General features: G+C 65.2%; 23 protein-coding genes. 18 read left to right on the top strand and 5 right to left on the bottom strand.

The window, feature by feature from the left end; genetic code table 11:
* Window positions 1-5 precede the first annotated feature (5 nt).
* Genes CH290_RS20605 through CH290_RS20595 form a run of 3 tightly spaced genes read left to right on the top strand, consistent with a single transcriptional unit; the run spans window position 6 to window position 3,268 of the window.
* Complete coding sequence (locus tag CH290_RS20605; RefSeq protein ID WP_033190083.1) at window positions 6-572, top strand: TetR/AcrR family transcriptional regulator; 567 nt, start codon at window positions 6-8, stop codon at window positions 570-572.
* A 43-nt stretch (window positions 573-615) separates the two neighbouring features.
* The gene (locus CH290_RS20600; protein WP_033190221.1) at window positions 616-873 is read left to right on the top strand and encodes an acyl-CoA-binding protein; all 258 of its coding nucleotides are present in this window, start codon (window positions 616-618) and stop codon (window positions 871-873) included.
* A gap of 40 nt (window positions 874-913) precedes the next feature.
* Window positions 914-3,268 (top strand): FdhF/YdeP family oxidoreductase, encoded by a 2,355-nt coding sequence (locus CH290_RS20595; RefSeq protein ID WP_033190082.1) that lies wholly within the window; start codon window positions 914-916, stop codon window positions 3,266-3,268.
* Between the two features lie 82 nt (window positions 3,269-3,350).
* Here CH290_RS20595 and CH290_RS20590 read toward each other — a convergent pair whose 3' ends face one another.
* The gene (locus CH290_RS20590; protein ID WP_033190081.1) at window positions 3,351-4,169 is read right to left on the bottom strand and encodes an oxygenase MpaB family protein; all 819 of its coding nucleotides are present in this window, start codon (window positions 4,167-4,169) and stop codon (window positions 3,351-3,353) included.
* Between the two features lie 85 nt (window positions 4,170-4,254).
* Between CH290_RS20590 and CH290_RS20585 the strand changes: the two genes are divergently transcribed.
* Entirely contained in the window at window positions 4,255-5,001 is a 747-nt protein-coding gene (locus tag CH290_RS20585; RefSeq protein ID WP_019662902.1) for a TetR/AcrR family transcriptional regulator, read from the top strand.
* 7 nt (window positions 5,002-5,008) lie between these two features.
* On the opposite strand, the gene CH290_RS20580 is transcribed toward CH290_RS20585, so the two are convergent.
* Together CH290_RS20580 and CH290_RS20575 are read right to left on the bottom strand one after the other, a co-directional pair.
* Complete coding sequence (locus tag CH290_RS20580; protein ID WP_019662901.1) at window positions 5,009-5,665, bottom strand: GntR family transcriptional regulator; 657 nt, start codon at window positions 5,663-5,665, stop codon at window positions 5,009-5,011.
* The gene (locus CH290_RS20575) at window positions 5,662-6,837 is read right to left on the bottom strand and encodes an acyl-CoA dehydrogenase family protein (protein WP_033190220.1); all 1,176 of its coding nucleotides are present in this window, start codon (window positions 6,835-6,837) and stop codon (window positions 5,662-5,664) included. The genes CH290_RS20580 and CH290_RS20575 overlap by 4 nt, the downstream gene beginning before the upstream one ends.
* A 133-nt stretch (window positions 6,838-6,970) precedes the next feature.
* Between CH290_RS20575 and CH290_RS20570 the strand changes: the two genes are divergently transcribed.
* Window positions 6,971-8,467, top strand: a complete 1,497-nt coding sequence (locus CH290_RS20570) for an aldehyde dehydrogenase family protein (RefSeq protein WP_019662899.1) — start codon at window positions 6,971-6,973, stop codon at window positions 8,465-8,467.
* Window positions 8,468-8,471: 4 nt separating this feature from the next.
* Window positions 8,472-9,416 carry an oxygenase MpaB family protein gene (locus tag CH290_RS20565; protein WP_019662898.1) on the top strand — a complete coding sequence of 315 codons (945 nt, stop codon included), beginning with the start codon at window positions 8,472-8,474 and terminating at the stop codon, window positions 9,414-9,416.
* On the opposite strand, the gene CH290_RS20560 is transcribed toward CH290_RS20565, so the two are convergent.
* Window positions 9,366-10,430, bottom strand: a complete 1,065-nt coding sequence (locus tag CH290_RS20560) for an alpha/beta fold hydrolase (RefSeq protein ID WP_052083222.1) — start codon at window positions 10,428-10,430, stop codon at window positions 9,366-9,368. The two genes, CH290_RS20565 and CH290_RS20560, sit on opposite strands and share 51 nt — an antisense overlap.
* Before the next feature lie 117 nt (window positions 10,431-10,547).
* On the opposite strand from CH290_RS20560, the gene CH290_RS20555 reads away from it, so the two are divergent.
* Window positions 10,548-11,483 carry a DUF808 domain-containing protein gene (locus tag CH290_RS20555; protein ID WP_033190080.1) on the top strand — a complete coding sequence of 312 codons (936 nt, stop codon included), beginning with the start codon at window positions 10,548-10,550 and terminating at the stop codon, window positions 11,481-11,483.
* Window positions 11,484-11,486: 3 nt separating this feature from the next.
* Here CH290_RS20555 and CH290_RS20550 read toward each other — a convergent pair whose 3' ends face one another.
* Window positions 11,487-12,713, bottom strand: coding sequence for a TetR/AcrR family transcriptional regulator (locus CH290_RS20550; protein WP_020111019.1), 1,227 nt, complete (start codon window positions 12,711-12,713; stop codon window positions 11,487-11,489).
* 175 nt (window positions 12,714-12,888) lie between these two features.
* On the opposite strand from CH290_RS20550, the gene CH290_RS20545 reads away from it, so the two are divergent.
* The 11 genes from CH290_RS20545 to CH290_RS20495 all read left to right on the top strand — a co-directional run bounded on the left by CH290_RS20545 (window position 12,889) and on the right by CH290_RS20495 (window position 23,892).
* Entirely contained in the window at window positions 12,889-13,677 is a 789-nt protein-coding gene (locus tag CH290_RS20545; protein ID WP_170947542.1) for an enoyl-CoA hydratase-related protein, read from the top strand.
* 104 nt (window positions 13,678-13,781) lie between these two features.
* The gene (gene fadD5 / locus CH290_RS20540; protein ID WP_052083221.1) at window positions 13,782-15,329 is read left to right on the top strand and encodes a fatty-acid--CoA ligase FadD5; all 1,548 of its coding nucleotides are present in this window, start codon (window positions 13,782-13,784) and stop codon (window positions 15,327-15,329) included.
* Window positions 15,330-15,332: 3 nt separating this feature from the next.
* Entirely contained in the window at window positions 15,333-16,142 is an 810-nt protein-coding gene (locus tag CH290_RS20535; protein ID WP_033190078.1) for an ABC transporter permease, read from the top strand.
* The gene (locus CH290_RS20530) at window positions 16,142-16,990 is read left to right on the top strand and encodes an MlaE family ABC transporter permease (protein WP_080732928.1); all 849 of its coding nucleotides are present in this window, start codon (window positions 16,142-16,144) and stop codon (window positions 16,988-16,990) included. The genes CH290_RS20535 and CH290_RS20530 overlap by 1 nt, the downstream gene beginning before the upstream one ends.
* Window positions 16,987-18,117 (top strand): MCE family protein, encoded by a 1,131-nt coding sequence (locus CH290_RS20525; RefSeq protein ID WP_033190077.1) that lies wholly within the window; start codon window positions 16,987-16,989, stop codon window positions 18,115-18,117. The genes CH290_RS20530 and CH290_RS20525 overlap by 4 nt, the downstream gene beginning before the upstream one ends.
* The gene (locus CH290_RS20520; protein ID WP_033190076.1) at window positions 18,114-19,124 is read left to right on the top strand and encodes an MCE family protein; all 1,011 of its coding nucleotides are present in this window, start codon (window positions 18,114-18,116) and stop codon (window positions 19,122-19,124) included. Before CH290_RS20525 ends, CH290_RS20520 begins: the two co-directional genes overlap by 4 nt.
* Entirely contained in the window at window positions 19,121-20,098 is a 978-nt protein-coding gene (locus CH290_RS20515) for an MCE family protein (protein ID WP_033190075.1), read from the top strand. The genes CH290_RS20520 and CH290_RS20515 overlap by 4 nt, the downstream gene beginning before the upstream one ends.
* Window positions 20,095-21,189, top strand: coding sequence for an MCE family protein (locus CH290_RS20510; protein ID WP_033190074.1), 1,095 nt, complete (start codon window positions 20,095-20,097; stop codon window positions 21,187-21,189). Before CH290_RS20515 ends, CH290_RS20510 begins: the two co-directional genes overlap by 4 nt.
* A complete protein-coding gene (locus tag CH290_RS20505) occupies window positions 21,186-22,223 on the top strand; it encodes an MCE family protein (protein ID WP_230621044.1) in 1,038 nt (345 codons plus the stop codon). Before CH290_RS20510 ends, CH290_RS20505 begins: the two co-directional genes overlap by 4 nt.
* The gene (locus tag CH290_RS20500) at window positions 22,220-23,425 is read left to right on the top strand and encodes an MlaD family protein (RefSeq protein WP_033190072.1); all 1,206 of its coding nucleotides are present in this window, start codon (window positions 22,220-22,222) and stop codon (window positions 23,423-23,425) included. Before CH290_RS20505 ends, CH290_RS20500 begins: the two co-directional genes overlap by 4 nt.
* The gene (locus tag CH290_RS20495; protein WP_033190071.1) at window positions 23,422-23,892 is read left to right on the top strand and encodes an Rv1363c family protein; all 471 of its coding nucleotides are present in this window, start codon (window positions 23,422-23,424) and stop codon (window positions 23,890-23,892) included. Before CH290_RS20500 ends, CH290_RS20495 begins: the two co-directional genes overlap by 4 nt.
* The last annotated feature ends 118 nt before the right edge of the window (window positions 23,893-24,010 follow it).

The raw sequence follows: 24,010 nt of genomic DNA, 5'->3' as shown, positions 1-24,010 counted from the left end.
ACAACATGCGTAGTCAATCCCTCGCGGACAGGCAGTACCAGCGTTATCACGCCCTGCTCGACGCAGGGATCGAGATGCTGGGAGACCCGAAGGCTCCGTCGGTCACCGTCCGGGCGGTCTGCCGCACGGCGGGACTCACCGAGCGGTACTTCTACGAGAGCTTCACCGACCGCGACACGTTCATCCGCGCCGTGTACGGCCACGTCGGCGAGCTCGCGCGCGCCGCCATCGCCGGCGCGGTACCCGCCACCAGTCCGGAGGCCCCGGTGCGCGCGTTCGTCGAACTGGTCCTCGATCAACCCAGCGTCGGCCGAGTCCTGCTGCTGGCGCCGATGTCCGAGTCCGCCATCAGCGGCAGCGGCCTCGCGCTCGCACCGACGTTCGTCTCCCTGGTCGAAGCGCAGCTGAAGGGACTCTCCGAGGACGACAGGCATCTGGTTGCCGTGGGTGTCGTCGGCGCGCTCACCGCACTGTTCGTCGGATACCTGGACGGGACCGTCCGCACACCGCGAGAGAAGTGCGTAGCCCATTGCGTCCGACTGGTTTCCGACGCTTCCACCCTCGTGCCATGATCGACCCGACCGCACCACCGACGCACATGCCCCAGGAGTGAAGATGTCCGATCTCGATCAGTCGTTCCAGCAAGCTCAAGTCGACGTCAAGACCCTCACCTCCAAGCCGAGCAACGACGACCTGCTGAGCCTGTATTCGTTGTACAAGCAAGGTTCGAACGGCGACGTCACGGGTAAGCGTCCGGGAAGACTGGACATGGTGAACCGCGCCAAGTACGACGCCTGGGCGAAGCTCGAGGGCACCAGCCAGGATTCGGCGAAGCAGTCCTACGTCGACCTGGTCGGAGAGCTTCTCGGCTGACCCGGCGGGCGTCGCGGTCACCGGCGAGGAAAGGGACCGCGTGCGCGACTACGACGAAGCCGACCTGAAGATCGACAAGCCCAAGACACACGCGGCCGGACCCGTCGCCGTTGCGGTGTCGATGAAACGCGCACTCGGACACATGGGGCCGGTGCGCACCGCCAAGACCCTCCTCGACCTCAATCAGGCCGAGGGCTTCGACTGCATGAGCTGCGCGTGGCCGGACCCTGATCCCGGCCACCGCCACGCGGCAGAGTTCTGCGAGAACGGCGCGAAAGCAGTTGCCGAAGAGGCGACGACGACCCGCGCGACGCCGGAGTTCTTCGCGGCCCACAGTATCGCCGAGCTCGACTCCAAGAGCGAACACTGGCTCGGCCAGCAAGGTCGCATCACCCACCCGATGGTCAAACTTCCCGGCGGACGGTTCTACGAGCCGATCGACTGGGACGACGCGTTCCGACTCATCGGCGAGCAACTCAGGTCCCTGAACTCCCCCGACGAGGCGATCTTCTACACCTCGGGCCGCGCGTCGAACGAATCCGCCTTCGTGTACCAGCTTTTCGCCCGTGCGTTCGGCACCAACAACCTGCCCGACTGTTCCAACATGTGCCACGAGTCGACGTCGATCGCTCTGCAGGAGACCATCGGTATCGGCAAGGCCAGCGTCACCCTCCAGGACGTGTACGACGCCGAGCTGATCGTCCTCGCAGGCCAGAACCCCGGCACCAACCATCCACGCATGCTGTCCGCGCTGGAGAAGGCGAAGCAGAACGGCGCCAAGATTCTGTCGATCAACCCGTTGCGCGAAGCCGGACTGGTCAACTTCAAGAATCCACAGACGCCCCGCGGGATGGTGGGGCCGGGAACGGACCTGTCCGACTTCCACCTCCCCATTCGTGTGAACGGTGACCTCGCACTGTTCCAGGCCATCGGGTCGCTGCTCGTCGAGTGGGACGCGATCGACCACGCCTTCGTCGAGCAGTACACCACCGGCTTCGAATCCTGGCGCGACAACGTCACCGCCGTCGACTGGGACGTCGTGACCGCGTCGACGGGTCTGTCCCGACACCAGATCACCGAGGCAGCGCAGATGCTGCGCGACTCGAAGGCCACCGTCTTCTGTTGGGCGATGGGCCTGACGCAGCACCGCAACGCCGTCGCGACCATCAAGGAACTGACCAATCTCGCGTTCGCGCAGGGCAACATCGGAAAGCCCGGCGCCGGATTGCTTCCGGTTCGTGGTCACTCGAACGTCCAGGGCGACCGGACCATGGGAATCTGGGAACGGGTGCCCGATCACTTCCTCGATTCCATCCAGGCCGAGTTCGGCTTCGACCCGCCGCGCGAGCACGGCCTCGACACCGTCGATTCCATCCGAGCCATGCGCGACGGAAAGGCCAGTTTCTTCCTCGGCCTCGGCGGCAACTTCGTTCAGGCGACGCCGGACTCGACGGTGACGTTCGAGGCGATGCGACGCATGGCGATGACGGTGCACATCTCCACGAAGATCAACCGCTCGCACCTGGTCACCGGCGACATCGCCCTCATCCTCCCTACTCTCGGCCGCACCGAGAAGGACGTTCAGGCGACCGGCGAGCAGTGGATTTCGGTCGAGGACTCGACGTGCTCGGTGCACTCGTCGCGCGGGCCGCTGAAGCCGGCGAGCGATCTGCTCAAATCCGAGGTCGCCATCCTGACCGGTATCGCCGAAGCAGCCGTCGGAGACCGCCACGGGATCGACTGGAAGGGCATGCGCGAGAACTACAGCACCATCCGCTCGCACATCTCACGCGTCGTCAACGGGTGCGAGGGCTACGAGGTCAATGTCCGACGGCCCGGCGGTTTCGTGCTTCCGCATCCACCTCGGGATTCACGAACGTTCGAGACGAAGTCGGGTAGAGGCGAATTCACGACGTCGCCGATCGACGTACTGCATGTGCCCGACGGCCACCTGCTGTTGCAGACGTTGCGCAGCCACGATCAGTTCAACACCACGATCTACGGCCTGAGCGATCGGTACCGCGGAATCGAAGGCGGACGACGCGTGGTGTTCGTGCATCGCGAGGACATCGCGGCGCTCGGTTTTCAGGACGGCGACATCGTGGACTTGCTGACGCGGTGGGAGGACGACGACGTCGACCGCTGCGCCGACGGCTTCCGCATCGTCGAGTACGACACTCCGCGCGGCTGCGCGGCGGCGTACTACCCGGAGACCAATCCCCTTGTCCCACTCGATTCGACGGCCACCGACAGCAACTGCCCGACCTCGAAGTCCGTGGTGATCCAGCTCGTTCGCACGGGAACCTCGCACGCATGTGCAAGCGACGGAACGCAGGATCGCGTCGGATCCGACGAGGCGCACAAGAACCACCCGCAGCCGCGGCATCTCAGCTGACCCCTGTGTGAGTGGAAATGTAGGCCATGGGGCAGGAGCGGAGCCTGCGGGGCGACCAGAAGGCACTACATTTCCACTCACATCAAACCAGGGCGCGCCCCGCGCGAATTCTGGACCGCACGTCCCACAGCAGCACGTTGAAGGGCATTTCCCGGACCACCTGAGGCGTCACTCGGTTGATCACGGCGAGGGTGCCCATGAGCCGATCGAACCGCTTCTGCTTGATCGGGTCCCACGGCAGTTCCATTTCGTCCCTGAACCGTTCGGGGAGAAACCCGGTGGTCACGAACCGCATGAACGGGCCGATGAAAGGATGCAGCACTCGGGGTTTGACGAACGTCGCCGACGCGATTCCGTGGAGATACCGACGGATGGTCGGGTCGATGTGCACGTCGGCCAGCGCTGCGTCCCAGTACTTCTCGAACGTGATGCGGTCCGCGGGCCACATGTCGCGCGGCATCTGCAACGTCGATCCGAGAACGTGGCATCGCTGGTACATCTCGTCGAGGAACTCCGGGTCGGGTTCGTCGTAGAGCGCGTAGTAGACGTCCTCGAAGCCTCGGTACAGGCATGCTGCAACCCACAGCTGCAGGTTCGGGTCGAAGGCGTTGTACTTCACCGGACTGTCCGCCGTGGACTTGACTGCCGCGTGAGATCTGTTGGTCGCCTTACGGTACGCAGCCTTGACGTCGTCGTCGCCCATGCCCGCAACGGCGAGATAGGACAGCGTGGTCCGGGTCCGCTTCACCGGATGTCGGTTGATCTGGCCGCTTTCGACGCGACTCTCGAACACTCCGTACCCGACGGCCGGATGTCCCAGTTGCATGATGACGTTGGCGCCACCGGCGAGCAGGCCGACCCCGGTCATCGATTTGCGGAGCAGTTCGTTGTCGACTGTCATGGCGAATCCTTCTGATCGGATATCTGCATACGTGCGTGTGCAGATTACGCTAGGCGCGCTGCACGATCGGTGTCAAGATGTGTTCATGGCCGAATCACCGCGCACCTACGGCGGAGTCGACGGCTCGGCCAGGGTCGCCGAACGTCGCCGAGCCCTCGTCGAAGCGGGCCTCGACCTGCTCGGAACGACCGAACCGGAACTGACCGTGCGCGGCGTCTGCCGCCGAGCAGGCGTCGCCTCGCGCTACTTCTACGAGAGCTTCGGCGACAAGAACGACCTGATGGAAGCGGTGTACGACCACGTGATCGGCGAAATCACGACGACGACCCTGGCAGCCGTCGGCGCCGCACCCGACACCGAACACGACCGCGTCCACGCCGCAGTACACACGATCGTGCGTCTGGTCGCCGAGGACCCACGCCGAGGCCGACTGCTCTTCTCGGCGACCCTGAGCAACGACGTTCTCGCCGCCAAACGATCCGAGTCGACACAGATGTTCGCCGGACTGCTCGCCTCGCAGGCCAGCGAGTTCTACGCCACCGACACCATCGAACGCCTCGACCTCACGACCCACTTCGTCGTCGGCGGCTTCGCCCAGGTGTTGACCTCATGGCTGGGCGGCGAACTGATTCTCGAAGAGAATGCCGTGGTCGACTGGTGCACGGACCTACTCCTCGCCGCCGCCCCTACCGGGTCCCGCCCCGGCCATTCCGCAGGCTCCACTCCTGCCTGGTCCGGTCATTCCGCAGGCTCCACTCCTGCCCACTCTGGTCATTCCGCAGGCTCCACTCCTGCCCACTCTGGTCATTCCGCAGGCTCCACTCCTGCGTAAGCAGGCGTCACGGAAGACCGAGGTGCGCGACCAGGCGCTCCGCCCCGTCGGCGAACTGCCTGCGCATAAGCTCGCCGACCGTGTCGAAGTCGCATCGCGAGAAGGCCGCGATCAGAGCGTCGTGACTGCGGACCGATTGCTCGCCCCACGACGGATCCGAGGCGTAGAGCCTGGCCGGGGTATAACGGATTGCCCCGAAGAGGAACCACGCCAATTTCTTGCCGCCCGCCACCCGGTTGATGAAGCGGTGGAACTCGAATTCGCAGGTTTCGACGGCCTGTGCGTCGGCGCGCGCCACGGCGTCCCGCAGCCGGGCGTTGAGGCCGACGAGCCCTTCGATCTGCACGTCGGTGATGACTCGTGCTGCTCGTCTGGCGAGCTTGCTGGCGATGGTGCCTTGCAGCCAGAAGATGTCGTCGATGTCCTCGCGGCTGAGTTCGCCGACGCGGTAGCCGCGATTGGGCACTTGCTCGACGAGTCCCTCACCGCGCAGCGTCACGAGCGCTTCGCGGACGGGAGTAGCACTGACGCCGAGATCTGCTGCGGTGTCGTCGATGCGCACGAACGTGCCCGGCCCGAGCACTCCCGACATGATCTGCGCTCGCAGGCGCGCCGCAACCTCTTCCGACAGTTGCGGTCGCCGTCGCAGTACCGAAGCAGTCACAGCCCGTATGTCTTGCCGATGATGTCACGCTGAATTTCGTTGGTACCGCCGTAGATCGACGAGACGAGCGTGGTGCGGACGTGCTTCTCCATGTCGAATTCGGTGGCGTAGCCGTAGCCGCCCATCATCTGCATGCCTTCGAGTGCGACCTTCTTGGCAGTTTCGGTCAACTTCAGTTTCGCCATCGACGCTTCCCGCGGGAACAGCTTCGTCGGGTTCTCGTCGACGAGCCGGGCGACGTGGTACACCAGTAGCCGACCGCATTCGATCTCGGTCGCAAGGTCTGCCACGCGGTGACGCAGTGCTTGGAAGGTGCCGACGGGACGACCGAATTGCTTGCGTTGCGTGATGAATTCGAGGGTGTCGTCGAATGCGCGCTGCGCCGTCCCGAGCATCATCGCCGCCAAGATGAGGCGTTCGATGTTCAGGCCCGTCATCAGCTGCGCCCATCCTTGCCCTTCGACTCCGACCACCGAATCCTCGGGGAGCAGGCAATCGGTGAAATAGAGGTCGTTGACCTCCTTGCCACCCATCGTGCCGATTCCCACGATGTTGAGGCCGTCGATGTCGGCGGGCACATCGAACATCGTCAATCCCTCGTGCTTCCCTTCCCCGCGCTCCTGTCGGGTCGCTCCACCGGCTACGCTCCTGCCGGTTCGCGCAACCAACAGAATGCGATCCGCGAAGTGCGCGTTGGAGCACCAGGTCTTCTGGCCGTTGATGAGCCAGCCACCCTCGGTCTTCTCGGCCTTGCAACTGAGGTTGCCGACGTCGGAGCCTGCTTCCGGTTCGGACATCGAGATCGAATAACTCTTTCCCTCGACGATGCCGCCGAGCACCGTTTCCTTCTGCGACGCGGTGCCGAACTTCTCGTAGGCGGCGCCGGTGATCAGCGTCGGGCCGATGCCGCCGATCGGGGCCATGCCCTTGGCTGCTTGTTCGAGCAGAATGCACATGTCGACGACGCTGCCGTCGGCTCCGCCGTACTCCTCGGGAATCGTCGCGCCCAGCCATCCGAGTTCGGCCATCTTGTCGTACAGGCCTTGGTTGTGGGTGTGCTGTCCGTGCTCGGTCAACGCGTCGCGCTGCTCTCGAGTACCGGCTACGCGAGCGCAGAACGCTGCGACCGCCGCGGCGAAGGATGCTTGTTCCTGGGTGAAGTCCGTACTCATGAAGTGCTCCAGACGGTAGAGGGCCGGGATGCGAGGGGTTGTCATCGACCGGACGCGGCGCATAGTGTGAGCTCCACAACAGTAAATCACATCAAATATATGTGATGCGATTTCGACAACGCGGAGGACAACCATGACGGACCAGGTCGTAGAGACGAAAGCCCGTACGTTCGACAGCCTCGACCCACGCACCGGTGACGTACTCGCTACCTATCCGATTGCCGGGGACGCCGAGGTGTCGGCCGCAGTCGATCGCGCACGGTCCGCCGCCAGGTGGTGGGACGTCCAGGGGTTCACCGGCCGCAAACGGTGGCTGCTCGAATTCAAGAGCGCCATCGCGCGTGACGCGAAATCTCTCGCCGACGTCATCGCCTCCGAGAGCGGCAAGCCCGACGAGGACGCGCTGCTCGAGGTCATGCTGGGCGTCGAACACATCGACTGGGCCGCCAGAAACGCCGAGAAGATTCTGAAACAACGCAAGGTGTCCTCCGGCTTGATCAGCCCCAACCAGCAGGCCTACGTCGGGTACCGGCCGTTCGGCGTCGTCGGCGTCATCGGGCCGTGGAACTACCCGCTCTACACCCCGATGGGATCCATCGCGTACTCGCTCGCTGCCGGCAACACCGTGGTGTTCAAGCCCAGCGAACTGACTCCGGGCGTCGGGGTCTGGCTGGCACAGAAGTGGGAGTCCATCGCTGCTGCTCATCCGGTGTTCCAGACGATCACCGGCGACGGCTCGACCGGAACTGCGCTGTGCACCGCCGGTGTGGACAAGATCGCGTTCACCGGGTCCACCGCGACCGCCAAGAAGGTCATGGCGACATGCGCCCAGTCCCTCACTCCGTTGGTCGCCGAGTGCGGAGGAAAGGACGCCATGCTCGTCGACGCCGACGCGAATCTCGATGCGGCAGTGGAGTTCGCGACCTTCGGCGCCATGGGCAACGCCGGCCAGACGTGCGCGGGCGTCGAGCGCATCTACGTCGCCGCACCGGTCTACGACGAGTTCTTGCGGAAGTTCGCCGCGTCGGCGAAGGCCCTGAAACCCGGCGGCGCGGGCACGTCCTCGTACGGCCCGATGACATTGGGCAAGCAGAGCGGCATCGTCCGATCCCAGATCGAGGACGCTCTCGCCAAGGGTGGCAGAGCCGTTCTGGGAGGCCTGGATTCGCTACACGGCCCGTACATCGACCCGGTGATTCTCACCGACGTACCCGAGAACTCCACAGCGATCACCGAGGAGACGTTCGGCCCCACCGTCGTCGTGAACAAGGTTCGCGATCTCGACGAGGGCATCGAACGCGCCAACGCATCGTCCTACGGCCTCGGTGCATCGGTGTTCACCAAGGACAACGCAGCCGGACGACGTGCGGCGGAGAAGCTCGACTGTGGCGTCGTGACCGTCAACTCCGTCCTGGGCTTCGCCGGCATTCCAGCGCTGCCGTTCGGCGGAACCGGGGACTCCGGCTTCGGCCGCATCCACGGCGCCGACGGTCTCCGCGAGTTCAGTACCGTCAAATCCCTTGCCGTGCAAAAGTTCGCCGCGCCGCTCAATCTACTGACGATGCGAAGAAAAGCGCGCGATCTCAAGATCTCCGCACTGGTGCTCAAGCTTCGCCACGGCAGAGGCTGACGCCATGACGACGACGAAGGAACTCACTCCGAAACGCGGCCGCTACGGCTGGCTGAAGCGGATCGAGGAACTCGACCCCGTTGCGGACTGCCACACCATTCACCGCATCACTGCCGGATACGAGTTCCCGTGGGACTACCAACGCGCCCTCGAATTCGCTCTGTTCCGAACCTATTGCGTTCCCACCATCTCCGAGTTGCTGGAGAAGACCGGCGAGTTCCGTGACCGGCCGCAACGGCGGTACGACGACACTGCGCTGCTGATGGGCGAGATGGTCGAGCACGGTTACGATTCCGAGCGCGGCCGCGAAGCGCTACGCATGGTCAACCGGATGCATTCGCAGTACGCCATCTCGAACGACGACATGCTCTACGTGCTGACGACCTTCATCTACGAACCGATCGAGTGGATCGACACCTTCGGGTGGCGCAGACTGCATCCCTCGGAGCGCCTGGCGACGTTCCACTTCTACCGCCAAGTCGGAATTCGCATGGGCATCAAGGACATTCCAGAGTCCTACACCGAGCTCGCCCGGTTCAAACTGGACTACGAGGACCGCACGTTCCGGTACACCGAGGACAACCACAAAGTCGGCACGTACACGCTCGACCTGTTCTGCTCCTGGTTCCCGACGCCTCTGCGCCCCGCCGTCGCGCAGGGTGTGTTCGCTCTTCTCGACGAGAAGATGGCCCACGCGTTCGGCTTCCCCGCAGGCTCCCCCACTGTTCGACGCCTTGCTGTGGCGGGCCTACGAACGAAGGCGCGGGCCGAGAGATTTCTCCCGACCCGCAAGTCCTCGCGCAGTACCACCGACCCGCACAACAAGACGTACCCGGGGTATCCGAACAACTACCGGCCGAGCGATCTCGGTGCGCTCGGTTGTCCGTACCCAGGTGCGTCAGGACAGAGCGCTGTCCGCCCACGCGTCGAGAGCGCCGCGAAACTCTGACGACTGGGGCAGCGGGGCGTAGATGTCCAGGCCGGTCGCCGGCAGCGGGCCGAGTTCGCTCAGCATGTGCGACGAGTTGACGAAGCGCGAGTACTGCAGGTCGCGTCCGGCGAGTGCGTCGGCGACGCGGTCGGTCTGTCCGCAGGAGACGTTGAGGTCTTTCTCCGAGCAGGTCAGCAGCACGTCGGTGTCGGCGGGAAGTGCGGCTGCGAGAACGGCGGGGTCCAGCGCGTCTGCTTCGGAGAAGAACTTCGCGCCCGAGTCGCTGAGTCCTACGGACGCCAGGATTTCGTCGTCGGGGTATGGAACCGGGCGTCCGTTGCGGATGGCGTCGATGGTCTCGTCGACTCGGCCTCGCTCGGCGTCGGCTTCTTCCGGTGTCATTTCACCCGAGGCGACGACGTTGTCCAGGACGCGGTCGAGCTGAGCGTGGAGCAGGTCGAGGTAGCGGATGGCCAACGGTGCCAGCAGTCCGAGGTTGCCGATCTCGACGCCGCGGTCTGCAAGGGCCAGTGCAGTCAGCCCGCCTTCACTGTGTCCGAGCACGGAGAACTTCTCGCCGCTGATGCCGGTGGCGTCGGAGAGCGCTGCGGCCGCAGCTTCGGCTGTGTCGATCTGCTGCGTGAATCCGAGCGGAACGGACGTGTCGATTCCCTCGGTGCCGGTGCGGCCCGTTCCGATCTTGTCGAAACGCAGCGTCGTGATGCCCTTGGCTGCGAGGGCGTCGGCGAGGTAGGCGATGGTGTTCGGGGTGATGTTGCCTTCGGGCGAATTGCCGTTGCGATCGATCGGTCCACTGCCCGGCAGGAGGAGCGCAGCGCCGCGTACCTCACCGATCGCGGGCCGCAGGCTGCCGTAGTAGGTGACACCGTCGGACACGAATTCGAGCTCGCTGTCGACGGACGCGTCCGGGGACCACGGGGTGTTGATGGGAGCGGCGTGAGCGGTGGCCGCCCCCGCCAGCATCAACACGGAGGCGGACAGACCGGCTACGAGCTTTCGAGTCGACGACATGTGACGCATGCTAACAACTTTGCTTGACCAAAGCATTACCTGTGCAGGCGGTATCGTTCTCGAGTGGGCTGCCTGCGGTGATGCCGCAGTTCGGACGATTCGAAGTGGAGGCCAGTGATGGCGGGTGGACTTGTTGCCCTGTTGGACGATGTGGCCGCACTCGCGCGCCTGGCCGCGGCCTCCATCGACGATGTGGGAGCGGCAACCGGACGTGCGACGGCCAAGGCTGCGGGTGTCGTGATCGACGACGCCGCGGTGACGCCTCAGTACGTCCGCGGCCTCGCTGCCGAGCGTGAGCTTCCGATCATCAAACGCATCGCGATCGGTTCGCTGCGCAACAAACTGCTGATCATTCTTCCGATCGCGTTGCTGCTGAGCCAATTCCTGCCGTGGCTGCTGACACCGATTCTGATGCTGGGTGGTTGCTACCTCGCCTACGAAGCTGCGCACAAGATCTGGGGCGCCGTCTTCGGCCACGGTGACCACCACGACGAGGCCGCCGACGAGCCGAAGGACGAGGACTCCGTCGTTTCCGGCGCCGTCCGCACCGACCTCATTCTCTCCGCCGAGATCATGGTCATCGCGCTCGACACGATTGCTGCCGAAGGCTTCTGGAGCAGGCTGATCATCCTCGCCGTCGTGGCCGTCGTCATCACGGTGATCGTCTACGGCGTCGTCGGTTTGATCGTGAAGATGGACGACATCGGGTTGCGCCTTGCGGACAAGTCGACGGGATTCGTCGAGAAGTTCGGCCGTGGGCTCGTCAAGGCGATGCCGAAGGTCATGTCGTTTCTCGGCATCGTCGGCACCGCGGCGATGCTGTGGGTCGGTGGCCACATCCTCCTCGTCGGCATCGACGAGCTCGGCTTCCATCCCCTCTACGAACTCGTCCACCACGGCGAGGAAGCGGTGCACGACATCGCCGGGATCGGACCGATCCTCGCGTGGATCGTCAACACCCTCGCGTCGGCGTTGCTCGGCCTGATCGTCGGCGTTATCGTCGTACTCGCACAGTTGGGCGTGAAGTCCGCGCTGGCGCGGCGCAAGAACTGAGCTTCAGTTCAGAAGAACCGAGGTCATGACCGCGGTCACCCGCGTGACCGTGGTGTCGGACCGATCGAACCGCACGGCGCGGCCGACGTCGAAGACGATTCCGAGTGCGGCGTGCACCAGGAATCGTGACGTCACCACCGACAGCTCGGGCCGCGCATCACGCAGCAGCCGGGCCCACTGTTCGATGTTCTGCCGCTGTACGTTCCGAAGTCCGGACCGTTGGTCGGCCGGGAGATTGCCGATCTCCGCGAAGTAGACGGCCACGAGCTCGCTCTGACGGAACGTCAGCTCGGTGTAGAGCCGGCACAGTGTCGCGATAGCGGCCTCCGGTTCCGTCGATACCGCAAGCGCCTCGTCCAGTGTCGCGATCAGTCTTTCGTTCGCGCGGTGGAATGCCGCGGCCAACAGGTCGGCCTTGCTCGAGAAATGACGGTAGACGCTCGACGCATTGATGCCGGCTGCTGCGCCGATGTCTTCGATACTGACGTCGTGATAACCGCGCTGATAGAACAGTTGCATCGATTCCCGCAGCAGCACTTCGCGTTTGGAATCTCCTCCGTCGCCGCCTCGGCGCTCCGCACCCGACTCGTCCGTCGAGAGCTTCGGTAGATCCGTCCTCAGTACCGACCACGCGGCCTGGAGGACGGTGACCTCGATCTGCTTGGCGGACAGTGCGGTTCGGTGCGCAGTCATGCTCGCCACCACACTGATCGCACCGGTGGCCAGCAGCGCGGCGTCGGCTTCCGTCAACGCCGGACGCACCCGACGGAGCGGCTCGGCCACGCGCCCGTGCAGGGTGTACAGCTTGTCCCGCAGCGACGTCTTGTCCTCGCCGATCAGGTACCGACCCTCCCAGCGATACAGACCACCGGTCCGGCGGTTGTCGATGGTGGTACGGATGATCGCGGTGATCATGGCCTCGACACGCGCTTCCGGATCGTCCTCGGTGACCACCGCGGGATCCGTCGCGGCCAGCAGTTGATCCGCCAGCCGCATGACGGTGTGCACGAACAGTGCGTACTTCGTCGGAAAATGACGATAGAGCGCCGGGCCGGAGATGCCGACCGTCGCAGCGATGTCGTCGATGCCGACCGGATGGTAGCCACGTTCACTGAACGCTTCGGCCGCAGCCGTGAGAATCTGCGCCTTCCGATTTCGAGGACGACGACGTTTCACCGTCACTTCCGCTTCCGTCACCACACCTCCATCCGTCACCGCGCCACCGCACATGAAGCTGCTCGAGAGCAGCAGAAACCATGATAGCGCGTGACCGTCGCCGGCCCGTCGGTTCAGGAATTTTCCACGACCCTTGACAGACATTCGATTTGAGGAGTTAAGTTAGCGGCAATTCGCATGCACCCCTCCTGCATCCGCCCCACGTCCTGACACCCGGCTGGAGCTCTCGATGACCCACGGTTTGCACAGAACCGAAGACGACGGCGTACTCACGCTGGAAATCGATCGACCCGAAAGAATGAACGCGCTCGACGGCGCCACCACGACCGCACTGATCGACGCACTCACCGCACTCGGGCCGAGCGTTCGGGTCGTCGTGATCACCGGGCGCGGACCTGCGTTCAGCACCGGAGCAGACATCGTCGAACTTTCCCGCGCCCAGCCGAGAAGCGACGCCGAAGCACGCCTGCAGGCAGACCACACGATGGACGTCGCATCCTCCTTGATCAGGGCCGTCATAGACGCACCCGTTCCGGTGATTGCACAGGTCAGCGGCATCGCCGCGGGTATCGGGGTGTCTCTGGCACTGGCCGCCGACCTCGTCTACGCCGCCGAGGACGCCACGTTTCTTCTGGCCTTCACGGGCGTCGGGCTGATGCCCGACGGTGGGGCGAGCTTGCTCGTCCCGGCAGCGATAGGACGCGCCCGAGCCACCGCGATGGCACTGCTCGGTGAGCCGATGACCGCGCGCGACGCCGCCGCGTCGGGTCTGATCACCCAGGCGCTTCCGGCGGACGAGCTCGCCGACACGGTCGCATCGGTCGCGCGCCGACTGGCACACGGACCGGCCCGCGCCCTGCAGCTGACCAAGCACGCACTGACGGCATCGACGCTTGCACTTCTGGGCGATGCGTTGGCGCGCGAGAGGGAAGGGCAGATCGAACTGCTGACTGCGCCGGAATTTCGCAATCGAGTAGGCGCACTACTCGGCGACAGAGGCGAATCACGGCAAACTTAGACAGCACATGACATGCAGAAACAAACGTCTCGATTTGCCCTCGGGTAAGCCCGACCTTCGGTACGCTCACTGCACATCCCGCCTTCGACGAAAGAGGAAGAGCGATGTCCGCTCCCTTGAACGAACCCCATCGTTCGATTCGAAACAATTGGAACAACCAGGTTCGTCGGCATGCGCTGATGCAGCCCGACGCCACTGCCCTGCGCTTCCAGGGCGCCACCATCACCTGGGCCCAGCTCGACAGCCGGGTCGGCAGGTTCGCCGGCGTCCTGAGCCGACGAGGGGTCGGCTCAGGAGACCGTGTGCTGATCCTGATGCTCAATCGGCCCGAGTACCTGGAAGCCGTGCTCGCGATCAACGCACTCGGCGCACTGGCCGTCCCCGTGAACTTCCGCATGACTCCGCCCGAGGTCGCCTACCTCGCGCAGAACAGCGGTTCCCACCTGTTGATCACCGACGAGACACTGTCCCCCTTGGCCGATGCAGTTGCAGCACAGGTCGATTCACTGGGCGACATCATCGTCGTCGGCGACGCCTACGAAGAACTGCTCGCCGACGCGCAGCCTGCACCACCTGTCGACGTGCGCGACGATGCACCCGCGCTGATCATGTACACCTCGGGAACCACCGGTAGACCCAAAGGCGCTGTGCTGACACACTCCAACATGCAGGCCCAGTCGCTGACCTGTATTCGAGCACTGCAGATGCACGGTGTCGACGAGGTCGGTTTCTGCGCATCGCCGATGTTCCACATCGCCGCTCTCGGCAGCCTCGCACCGAGTCTGCAACTGGGCATACCGACAGTGATCTACCCCGTCGGTGCATTCGACCCCTCGACCCTTCTCGACGTCCTCGCCGAAGAAGGCGTCACCACCCTGTTCCTCGTGCCCGTGCAGTGGCAGGCCATGTGCGCCGAGCAGACACGCAAGCCGAGAGATCTGAGCCTTCGCGTCATCTCGTGGGGCGCGGCACCGGCGTCGGACACGATCTTGAAAGCCATGGCCGAGACGTTCCCGAACGCCCTGAACGTGGCAGTGTTCGGCCAGACCGAGATGTCGCCCATCACCTGCGTGCTCGACGGCAAGGACGCGCTACGCAAACTGGGCTCGGTCGGACGCGTCGTACCCACCGTGTCGGCGCGGATCGTCGACGACGAGATGAACGACGTACCGACCGGACAGATCGGCGAAATCGTCTACCGCGGACCCACTCTCATGCAGGAGTACTGGCAGAACCCCGACGCCACCGCCGACGCTTTCCACGGCGGCTGGTTCCACTCCGGTGACCTGGTCAGGCAGGACGACGAAGGATTCGTGTTCGTCGTGGACCGCAAGAAGGACATGATCATCTCCGGCGGTGAGAACATCTACTGCGCCGAGGTGGAAAACGTCCTCTACGGGCATCCGCGCATTCTCGAGGCGGCTGTCATCGGACGCCCGGACGGAAAGTGGGGCGAAGTCCCGGTTGCCGTGGTCGCCCTGAGCGACTCCGACGACCTCACGTTGGCCGAGTTGACCTCGTGGCTCGGGGATCACCTGGCGAGGTACAAGCACCCCAAGGAACTCGTCGTCGTCGATTCACTCCCCCGCAACGCCAGTGGCAAGGTCGTCAAAGTTGCACTGCGCACGTCCTATTCACCGACACCCGCGTAACCGGTGACTGTCGACCCCGCGGCGAAAGCGTCGCCGACGCGCGACCTCGCGAATCAGGTCGGCGGTCTGATCGCGTTCTCGGTCACCGCGGCGACCCGCACGGTCACCACGATCGCACAACGGAGGCTCTCCCTCACGGAGACGGTCACCCAGGCCTTGTTCGTCGCCCGGGTGTGCACGATCCCCGCGCTGTTGCTGATGCTTCCCATCGGAGTGTTGATCGCGGTGTCCGTCGGGTCGCTGGCCGGAAGACTGGGCGCGGGAGCGTATTCGGGCGCAGTCGTCGCCTTCGTCGTCGTCGGCCAGGCCGCCGCACTCGTCTGCGCATTGATGTTGGCGGGGGTCGCCGGGTCCGCGATCTGCGCCGACCTCGGCTCGCGCACCATCCGCGAGGAGATCGCCGCCATGGAGGTGATGGGGCTCGACGTGATCGCCAGGCTCGTCGTGCCCCGGTTGATCGCCTCGATGTTCGTCGCACTCGCAGTGTGCGGAATGGTCACCGTCGTCGGGGTGGGAGCCTGCTTCTTCTACCAGGTCTTCGTCGCCGACCAATCCGCAGGTGCATTCCTCGCCACGTTCAGCGAATACGGCCGGGTGTCCGATTTCGCGATGGCGATGGTCAAGTCCGTGTGCTTCGCGATCACGTCGACTCTCATCGCGTCGTACAAGGGCCTGAACGCCAAGGGCGGACCGAGCGGGGTCGCCGACGCCGTCAACGAAGCCGTCGTCCTCGCCTTCGTCATGGTGTTCGTCGTGAACACCGTTCTGTCGCAACTGTATGCAGTGATCGTTCCCGCGGTGGGGACCTACTGATGAACTACGACAGTTTCGTTCGGCTGAGGCGACGCGGCCGGGGTGTCACGAACGTCTTCGCCGAACTCGGCCGTCACGTGACGTTCTACGCCGAAACCGTCGCATCCGTGCCGTACACCCTTCGCCGCTACCCCAAGCACGTGGCACAGCACGTCGGCGAGGTCAGCTTCGGCTACGCGTCACTGCTTGCCGGCGGCGGAACCATCGGCATCGTGTTCGCGATGTCCGCCGTCGCCGCGATGATGGTCGGCGTCGAAACCTATCGAGGGTTGGACCTGATCGGCCTCACATCGCTGTCCGGCCTGCTCTCCGCCATCGCCAACACCCGCGAACTCGCACCCGTCATCGCCAGCATCGCCCTCGCCGCCAAGGTAGGGACCGGGTTCACCGCCCAACTCGGCGCGATGCGGATCTCCGACGAGGTGGACGCGCTGGACTCCATGTCGGTGCGCCCCATACCGTTTCTTGCGACGACTCGGGTGATCGCAGCAGTGATCTGCATCGTGCCGATCTACATGGTCGGACTCATCGCGACGTTCGTCGCGACGCGTCTCGTCGTCGTCACCTTCGGGGGCAGTTCGGCCGGGACCTACGACTACTACTTCCACCTCGCACTGTCCCCCGGCGACCTCGTCTACTCGGTCGTCAAGGCCGTCGTGTTCGCGATCATCGTCGCACTCGTGCACTGCTCCTACGGTTTTCACGCATCCGGTGGCCCCGAGGGCGTCGGACGGGCGGCCGGGCGCGCGCTTCGTACGTCGATCCTCGCGATCGGTATCACCGACGTGTTCCTCACCTTCGTTCTCTGGGGCGTCGTCCCCTCCGTCCCCGGGCTCGGTGTGTCGTGACACCACGTGTACTAGGCCCGAGCCGGACAGCGCTCGCCCTGCGCGGACTGGCCACGGCCGCAGCCCTCGTGGTCGCAGCCGTCGCCGCTGTGGCGTACGGGAACGGCGCGTTCGAACGTGCCCCCGAGGTGTACGCGGAGATCCCGTCGTCCGCGGGCCTACTGATCGGTGAAATCGGCGTCCAGTACCACGGGGTGCAGGTCGGAAAAGTCGTGGACATCGACAGCGGCGTCGATCGATCACGCGTCACCATGCGCCTCGACACCGAGGTCCCGGCGGCGGCGCTCGTGCGCGTCGTACCGCGGACGTTGTTCGGCGACGTCTACCTACGCCTCGTCGACCATGACGGGGCAGGCTCCGAACCTCTGCGTGCGGGCGACGAACTCGCGATGGACACCGGGCAGGACGCCGTGCAACTGAGCGAGGTCTATCGACAGGTCACCGACCTGCTGGACAGCTTGAAACCGGCGGAGACACAGGCCGCGTTGACGGCGATCAGCACCGCCCTACGCGGCCGAGGTGAACAACTCGGCGCCACGATCGAGCGGCTCGCATCACTGTCGACGACGCTCGAACCGTCCATCCACGCCGTCCTCGACAGCACCCCGCAGACCCTGCAGGTGGCCGATGCAGCCGCTGCGGCAACACCGGACGTCCTGGCGACCATCGAGGCAGCGACCAGCCTGTCGCAGACGATGCTGGACCACTCGACCGGGGTCGAAGCGTTGCTGACGACGGCCGCGCGACTCGGCGGCGCCGCAGTGACCGTCGCCGACGAGAACCTGCCCGGCGCCATCACCGTCGTTCGTCGCGGCTCGCCCGTACTGGGCACGGTGTCCGAGAACTCATCCGGCCTGGCGTCGACACTCGATCAGTTCGCGCCGTTCGGGGCAGCGGGAGCGCGGATCTTCGCGACCGGTCGCTTCGACATCACCGCCGTCCCGGACTTCTCGTCGCCGCTGCCCTACACCGCGGCGGACTGCCCCCGCTACCCCGGGCTGAACGGGCCGAACTGTGCACTTGCCGAGGTTCAGGACAGCGCGAGCGGGACATCGGAACCGTTGAACCCGGCCAGCACCATGCTGCTCGCTCCCCTTCTCCGCGGAACGGAGGTGACCATCAGATGACGTCGCTGGCACGTCCGATGTTCGCACTCGCTGCGTTCGCGGTGGCAGGGTTACTGTCCGCCGTAGTTGTCGTCGACACCCTCAGTGTGCCGGTGAGCGGTGAGACGAGGAGTCACACTGCAGAATTCACCGGTGTCGAAGGGCTCCGCACCGGCAACGACGTCACGCTCGCAGGTGTACGGATCGGCAAGGTCGACGACGTGCGCTACGAAGCCGACGGCGCCAGAACCATCGCCGTGGTGGATTTCGACGTGCAGACCTCCGTGCCGATTCCCGGAAACGTCACGGCAGCAATCAGATACGGCGACATGCTCGGTGCACGCTATCTTGCGCTCGTGCCACCCGCAGACCCCGCCGGCACCCTCGATTCCACGATTCCCCTGGACCGCACGTCGCCACCCGTCGACCTGACGGCCCTGGTCAACGGCTTCAAACCACTGTTCGACGCCATCGAGCCCAGTCAGGTCAACGCGCTGGCGCGGTCCATCACCGACGCATTCCAAGGCGAAGCCGGCACCGTCGACTCACTGCTGCGTCACGTCGCCGACGTGACTCGGGGACTCGCGAACAACGACCAGATCTTCAGCGACCTGATCGCCGGCCTCGACGCGGTACTGCAGACCATGAACAGCCACGACGCCGACATCACCCGCCTGATCACCGGATTGACCGATATGAGCCGGGTCGTCGCCGACCGTAACGACTCCCTCATCACTCTTCTCGACGACGGATCGACCGCTGTGGCGGCACTGGCCGAACTGGCGACCGACGCGTCGGCGCCACTCGACGGCACCGTCGCCGATCTCCGTGCGACGACCCGATCGTGGATACCCAACACCGAGCAGTTCGATCGCACGATGACGTTGCTGCCCGAGCTGGCGAGCTCCATCAACAGCATCGGCGACTACGGCGGCTGGCTGAACCTCTACACCTGCAACTTCACCCTGAAGGCGGGCGACGCCGAGACGAACATCTTCGGCGACGCGCACACGGAGATCTGCCGATGAACACCACCAGACTCGGCATCGTCGGAATTCTCGCCGTGACAGTCCTGCTCGCGTCCGCCCTCCTGATTCCACAGGGCTGGTATCTGATTCGAACTGCGCCGTACACAGCACAATTCGCGCACGCGGGCGGACTCACCGAAGCCGACCCCGTGTTCCTCGCCGGCGTGCCGGCCGGACGCGTCGACAGCGTCGAACTGGCCGGAGATCACGTCGACGTCCACTTCCGACTCGACCGCGACCAGCCGCTCGGCGACCGCACCCATGCTGCCGTCAAACTCCGCACGATCCTGGGGAAGCGATACCTCGAGATCGTTCCCGACGGAAGCGGACCCGTCGGCGACGATCGAACGATCCCGACGGAACGGACGTCGGTTCCCTACTCTCTCGACGACATCGGAACCGAAGTACGCACGGTCGCCCAAGAACTCGACGTATCCGCGCTCGAGTCCATGGTCACCACCCTGCGCGAGACCGTGCCGGAGGACTCGTCCGTGATGTCCGATGCTCTCACCGGTATCAGTGCGGCGTCGGAGGTCCTGGCCCGCAACGACGACAAGATAGCGAGCCTGCTCGACGTCGCGCAGTCGCTGACGTCGACCGTCGCCGCAGAAAGCCAGTCGATGACGACACTCCTCGGGAACGCACAGCTCGTGCTGTCCACGTTGTCGGATCGCCGAACCGCACTCGGCCGCTTGGTAACCGACCTCCGAACGCTGATCGGCACCGCGTCGGCGTTCCTGGACGACAATGCCGACGAACTCGACCGTCTCCTGGTCGACATGACGTCGGTGACCGACACCCTCGAACGGAACGGACAGAACATCGACACGCTCCTGACGACACTTCCTCCCGCCTTGCGCGCCGTCACCGACGCCACGGGTAACGGCAACTGGGTCGATGTCTCCGCCCCCGCGGGACCGATTCCGGACAACCTCCTCTGCTCCCTCGGAGTTCAACAGGGCTGCACCCGATGAACACCCGCGCCGCGAGAGCCGCGCTCGCCCTCGCCACCGTCGCAGTGACCGCAAGCGCGTGGTTCGTGTTCCACGGAAGCGGCGACAACACCACCGTCACCGCGGATTTCGCGTACATCAACGGAATCTACCCGGGTAGCCCGGTCCAGGTCCTCGGAGTCCCGGTGGGGACCGTCGACGCCGTCGCTCCACAGGGCACCTCGGTCCGCGTGACCATGACGGTGGCGGGCGACGTCGACATCCCCGCGGACGCACAGGCATTCGTCATGAACCCGTCGGTCGTCAGCGACCGCTTCGTCGAACTCGGACCGGCATACCGCGGCGGACCCGTCCTCGGCGACGAGGTCATCGGAGTCGAACGCAGTCACTCCCCGATCAACTGGGACCAACTGCAGGACAGCCTCGACACCATCGCCACAGCGCTCGGACCCGACAGTGGTACCGGCGGAGAGGGCGCCGATGTCGGGGGCGCTCTGTCCGCCCTCGCCGACAGGACGGCCGGTCTCGGGCCGCAGATCAACGACGCCATAGGAGACATCTCGCGCGCAACCGCAGTCGTCGGAGGCAACAGTGAACAACTCGGTGCGCTGATCGATAACCTCGACCGCTTGATCACCGCCGTCACGGCCCGTCAGGGCGCGGTGCAGTCGGTCACCGACTCGCTTGCGAATCTGGGGAACGAGATACAGCGTCAGGACCTCGAGATCGGGGAACCCATCGCCCAGCTGAGATCGATGTTCGACCATCTGGACCGACTGCTGGCAGACCGAGGGGACGACGTGCGGGCCGTGGTGCAGAATGCGGGCGCACTCACCGGGCAGTTCGCGGCGCGAGAAGCACAGTTCGCCGAATTCATGGACGTACTGCCGCTGATGATGCAGAACATCGGCAACACCATCGGCGAAGACCAGCGCGCCCGGATCCGGTTGAACATCTCGACCGATCTCGACCAGTTCGCCGCCGCGGTACCGCTGTGTCGCGAATACGCGTTGCCCATCTGCACCGGTGCAGGCATCACCAACCCGATCACCGTGCCGTTCGAGACGCCCGATCCGCTGGGCCTGCCGCAACTGTTGGGGGGACCACGATGAGACGTCCAGCGCTGGTATCCGCCTGTATGTTGTTGTCCGGCATGCTGTTGTCCGGCTGCGGTATCGGTCTGGGACAACTCCCCGTCGGCCGGTCGGCGGACGGTGACGACTACCACGTCACCGCACAATTTCCCCGTGCCGACCGGATTCGGCTCGGCACCGAGGTCCGCGTCGGCCAGCAGCTGGTCGGGCGTGTCGACGACCTGTCCACCGATGGCGTCGTCGCAGCGGTGGGACTGAGCCTGTCCCAGTCCGTTCCGCTCCCGGCCGATGTCACGGCGTCACTGGAACTCGCCTCCGCCCTGGGTGAACCCTACGTACGGCTGACGATCCCGGGCGATGCCTCGACGAACAACGACACGCTGGCCGACGGCGACACGCTCGAGAACACCGAGATCGGGCCCGAGCTCGAGACGTCGCTCGCCACGCTGGGTCTGGTGTTGAACGGCAGCGGACTCGACCAACTTCGCACCATCGGCACCGAGCTGAACGCCGCGTTCGACGGCCGGGGTCCCGACATCCGTACGCTCCTGGTCGGTGCCGACCGGATTCTGGCGAACGCCGCCGAGCACCAAGCCGAGTTCGACCGCGTCCTGGCCGCGGCACGCTCCGTCTCTGCGATGCTGGCGGACAACCGCGCTGCGATCGACGCCGGGCTGACCGTAGCCGCTCCCACGATGGAGCTCCTCGTCTCCCAACGCGACCACATCGCCTCGCTCGTCGACTCCACTGCGTCACTCGCAGCCTCCGCACAGAAGCTGTTCGCGGACAACCAGTCCCAGATCTCCGACGGCATCGACGATCTGGCCCACATCGTGCACTCGATCCAGAGCTTCAACGCGTCCGTGACTCCGGCACTGACCAACATGAACCAGTTCATCGCCGGATTCAACGGTGCGGTCCACGGCGACTACCTCGTCTTCGACGGCGCACTCGACCTCCCCGAGACCGTCGGAGAACTGACCACCGGGGGTCGCCTCGCGGACATCCCCGGGGCACTGGATCAACTGCTCGCCCCCGAGGCACCGCGATGAACAGGCCGGTCCGCATACAGCTGGTGTTGTTTGCCATCACCGCCGTCGTCGCACTCGTCGTCGGCAGCACCTACGCGCTCGGATCGCAATCGCTGCGCGGCTCGATCGACGTACACGCAACCATGGCCGACGCGTCGAACATCGGTGTCGGTACCGGTGTGACCTACCGAGGTGTCGCGGTCGGATCCGTCGCCGACGTCTCGGTCACCGCAGGCGGCGCCGAGGTGAGAATCGCCCTCGATCCCGATACCCGCGTTCCCGTCGGATCCACCGCATCCGTGACCAGCAACAGTGCCCTCGGAATCCAGACCCTCGACATCTCGCCGACCACCGAACGAGGCCCGTACCTCACCGACGGCGACAGCCTGGACGTTCCGCCCGAACTGGCACCCGTTCGACTCGACGAGTTGCTGGCCCGGATGGCGGCCCTCGCCGAATCCATCGATCCAGCCTCGATCACCACGATCGGCGAGACGTTCAGCGCCGCCGTGGGCGGCACCGGCACCCAACTGCAGCAACTCTTCGACGACGCCGACACCCTCAGCCGGATGCTCGACGAGCACGCCCCCGCGCTGGCGAACATCGTCGACCGTTCGGTACCGATACTGGATACCCTCGCGTCCCGCTCGGACGCGCTGCCAGGAGCTGCGCGCGCCGCCGACGACGTCACCCAACAACTGCTCGCGCAGGAACCGTCGTTGATCTACCTACTCGATCGATCACCCGACGCCCTGGCACGAACACAGCGACTGCTCGACGACACGCGCGGAACAGTAGGCGCATTGATGACCAACCTCGTCACCGTCACCGGAGTCCTCGCAGACCGCACCCCTGCACTGGACGCACTGCTGATCGCGATGCCCGAAACGCTCGGAAAACTGACATCCATCGTGCACGGCGACCGAGGCGACTTCACCCTCGTCGGTACCCAAGGCCCGGTCTGCTGGTACGACACACCACGCCGCGTCGTCGGCGACACCACACCGCGCGAGGCGAACCTGAACCTCTACTGCCCACCCGGCGACGACCTCGAGCAGCGCGGCGCCCAGAACGCACCGAGACCGAACGACCTCGGACTGTCCGGGTCGACCGTCCCCGGCAGCGTCACCGGGCCCCCGATCGCCGAAAATCCCCTCCTCGTCCCGACCGGTGTGGAGGCACTGAACTACTGGAAGCAACTCCTGGAAGGAGTACGGAAATGACACTCCGCACACGCGTCGTCGCAGTCGTGATCGCCGCTCTCACAGTGGGTGTGGCCGTCCTCGGATACCTCCACCTGAACGACCGCGAGCAGAACGACCTCCGGTCCACGGCACTGGCGTCGGCGACGCAGTACACCGAAGAACTCGCAACGTACGACTTCGGCGATCCGGGTGCGAACCTCGACCGAGTGACCGCCGCATCGACCGAAGAATTCGCCGGCACCTACCGCGACGTCTCCACGAAACTGCAGGACCTCCTGACGACCGGACAGGGCACCGCGACCGGGCACGTCGTCGCCGCCGGAATCGTCGAACTGACCGACGATCGAGCCACCGTCGCGGTGTTCCTCGATCAGCAAGTACGGAACCTCGCGGCACCCGACGGCCGCACCGATTCGTCGCGCATGATCATCGAGCTCGAGCGGAGCGGAGACCGGTGGTTGCTGGCGTCGGCCGAGCCTCGCTGACACCCGTCGCGGGGGTGCTCGCCGCATGATCGCAGGCCGCCGGATCGGGCCCAACTGCTGGTCGGGGCACACCCCGAAACGCAAAGGACGTAGCCTGGCGGGGAAGGAACGGTGGCTC

It is taken from the genome of Rhodococcus sp. 06-156-4 (genome assembly GCF_002259345.1).
Classification (GTDB): Bacteria; Actinomycetota; Actinomycetes; order Mycobacteriales; family Mycobacteriaceae; genus Rhodococcoides; species Rhodococcoides fascians_E.
This window is presented reverse-complemented; position numbering and strand designations above follow the sequence as displayed.

Excerpts from the sequence above, each read along its gene's own strand:
- CH290_RS20520 (WP_033190076.1), top strand. The coding sequence starts at position 18,114 with ATGACGTCGCTGGCACGTCCGATGTTCGCACTCGCTGCGTTCGCGGTG.
- CH290_RS20605 (WP_033190083.1), top strand. The coding sequence starts at position 6 with ATGCGTAGTCAATCCCTCGCGGACAGGCAGTACCAGCGTTATCACGCC.
- CH290_RS20585 (WP_019662902.1), top strand. The coding sequence starts at position 4,255 with ATGGCCGAATCACCGCGCACCTACGGCGGAGTCGACGGCTCGGCCAGG.
- CH290_RS20570 (WP_019662899.1), top strand. The coding sequence starts at position 6,971 with ATGACGGACCAGGTCGTAGAGACGAAAGCCCGTACGTTCGACAGCCTC.
- CH290_RS20560 (WP_052083222.1), bottom strand. The coding sequence starts at position 10,430 with ATGTCGTCGACTCGAAAGCTCGTAGCCGGTCTGTCCGCCTCCGTGTTG.
- CH290_RS20590 (WP_033190081.1), bottom strand. The coding sequence starts at position 4,169 with ATGACAGTCGACAACGAACTGCTCCGCAAATCGATGACCGGGGTCGGC.
- CH290_RS20545 (WP_170947542.1), top strand. The coding sequence starts at position 12,889 with ATGACCCACGGTTTGCACAGAACCGAAGACGACGGCGTACTCACGCTG.
- CH290_RS20555 (WP_033190080.1), top strand. The coding sequence starts at position 10,548 with ATGGCGGGTGGACTTGTTGCCCTGTTGGACGATGTGGCCGCACTCGCG.
- CH290_RS20575 (WP_033190220.1), bottom strand. The coding sequence starts at position 6,837 with ATGAGTACGGACTTCACCCAGGAACAAGCATCCTTCGCCGCGGCGGTC.
- CH290_RS20550 (WP_020111019.1), bottom strand. The coding sequence starts at position 12,713 with ATGTGCGGTGGCGCGGTGACGGATGGAGGTGTGGTGACGGAAGCGGAA.
- CH290_RS20500 (WP_033190072.1), top strand. The coding sequence starts at position 22,220 with ATGAACAGGCCGGTCCGCATACAGCTGGTGTTGTTTGCCATCACCGCC.
- CH290_RS20510 (WP_033190074.1), top strand. The coding sequence starts at position 20,095 with ATGAACACCCGCGCCGCGAGAGCCGCGCTCGCCCTCGCCACCGTCGCA.
- CH290_RS20565 (WP_019662898.1), top strand. The coding sequence starts at position 8,472 with ATGACGACGACGAAGGAACTCACTCCGAAACGCGGCCGCTACGGCTGG.
- CH290_RS20505 (WP_230621044.1), top strand. The coding sequence starts at position 21,186 with ATGAGACGTCCAGCGCTGGTATCCGCCTGTATGTTGTTGTCCGGCATG.
- CH290_RS20495 (WP_033190071.1), top strand. The coding sequence starts at position 23,422 with ATGACACTCCGCACACGCGTCGTCGCAGTCGTGATCGCCGCTCTCACA.
- CH290_RS20600 (WP_033190221.1), top strand. The coding sequence starts at position 616 with ATGTCCGATCTCGATCAGTCGTTCCAGCAAGCTCAAGTCGACGTCAAG.
- fadD5 (WP_052083221.1), top strand. The coding sequence starts at position 13,782 with ATGTCCGCTCCCTTGAACGAACCCCATCGTTCGATTCGAAACAATTGG.
- CH290_RS20515 (WP_033190075.1), top strand. The coding sequence starts at position 19,121 with ATGAACACCACCAGACTCGGCATCGTCGGAATTCTCGCCGTGACAGTC.
- CH290_RS20530 (WP_080732928.1), top strand. The coding sequence starts at position 16,142 with ATGAACTACGACAGTTTCGTTCGGCTGAGGCGACGCGGCCGGGGTGTC.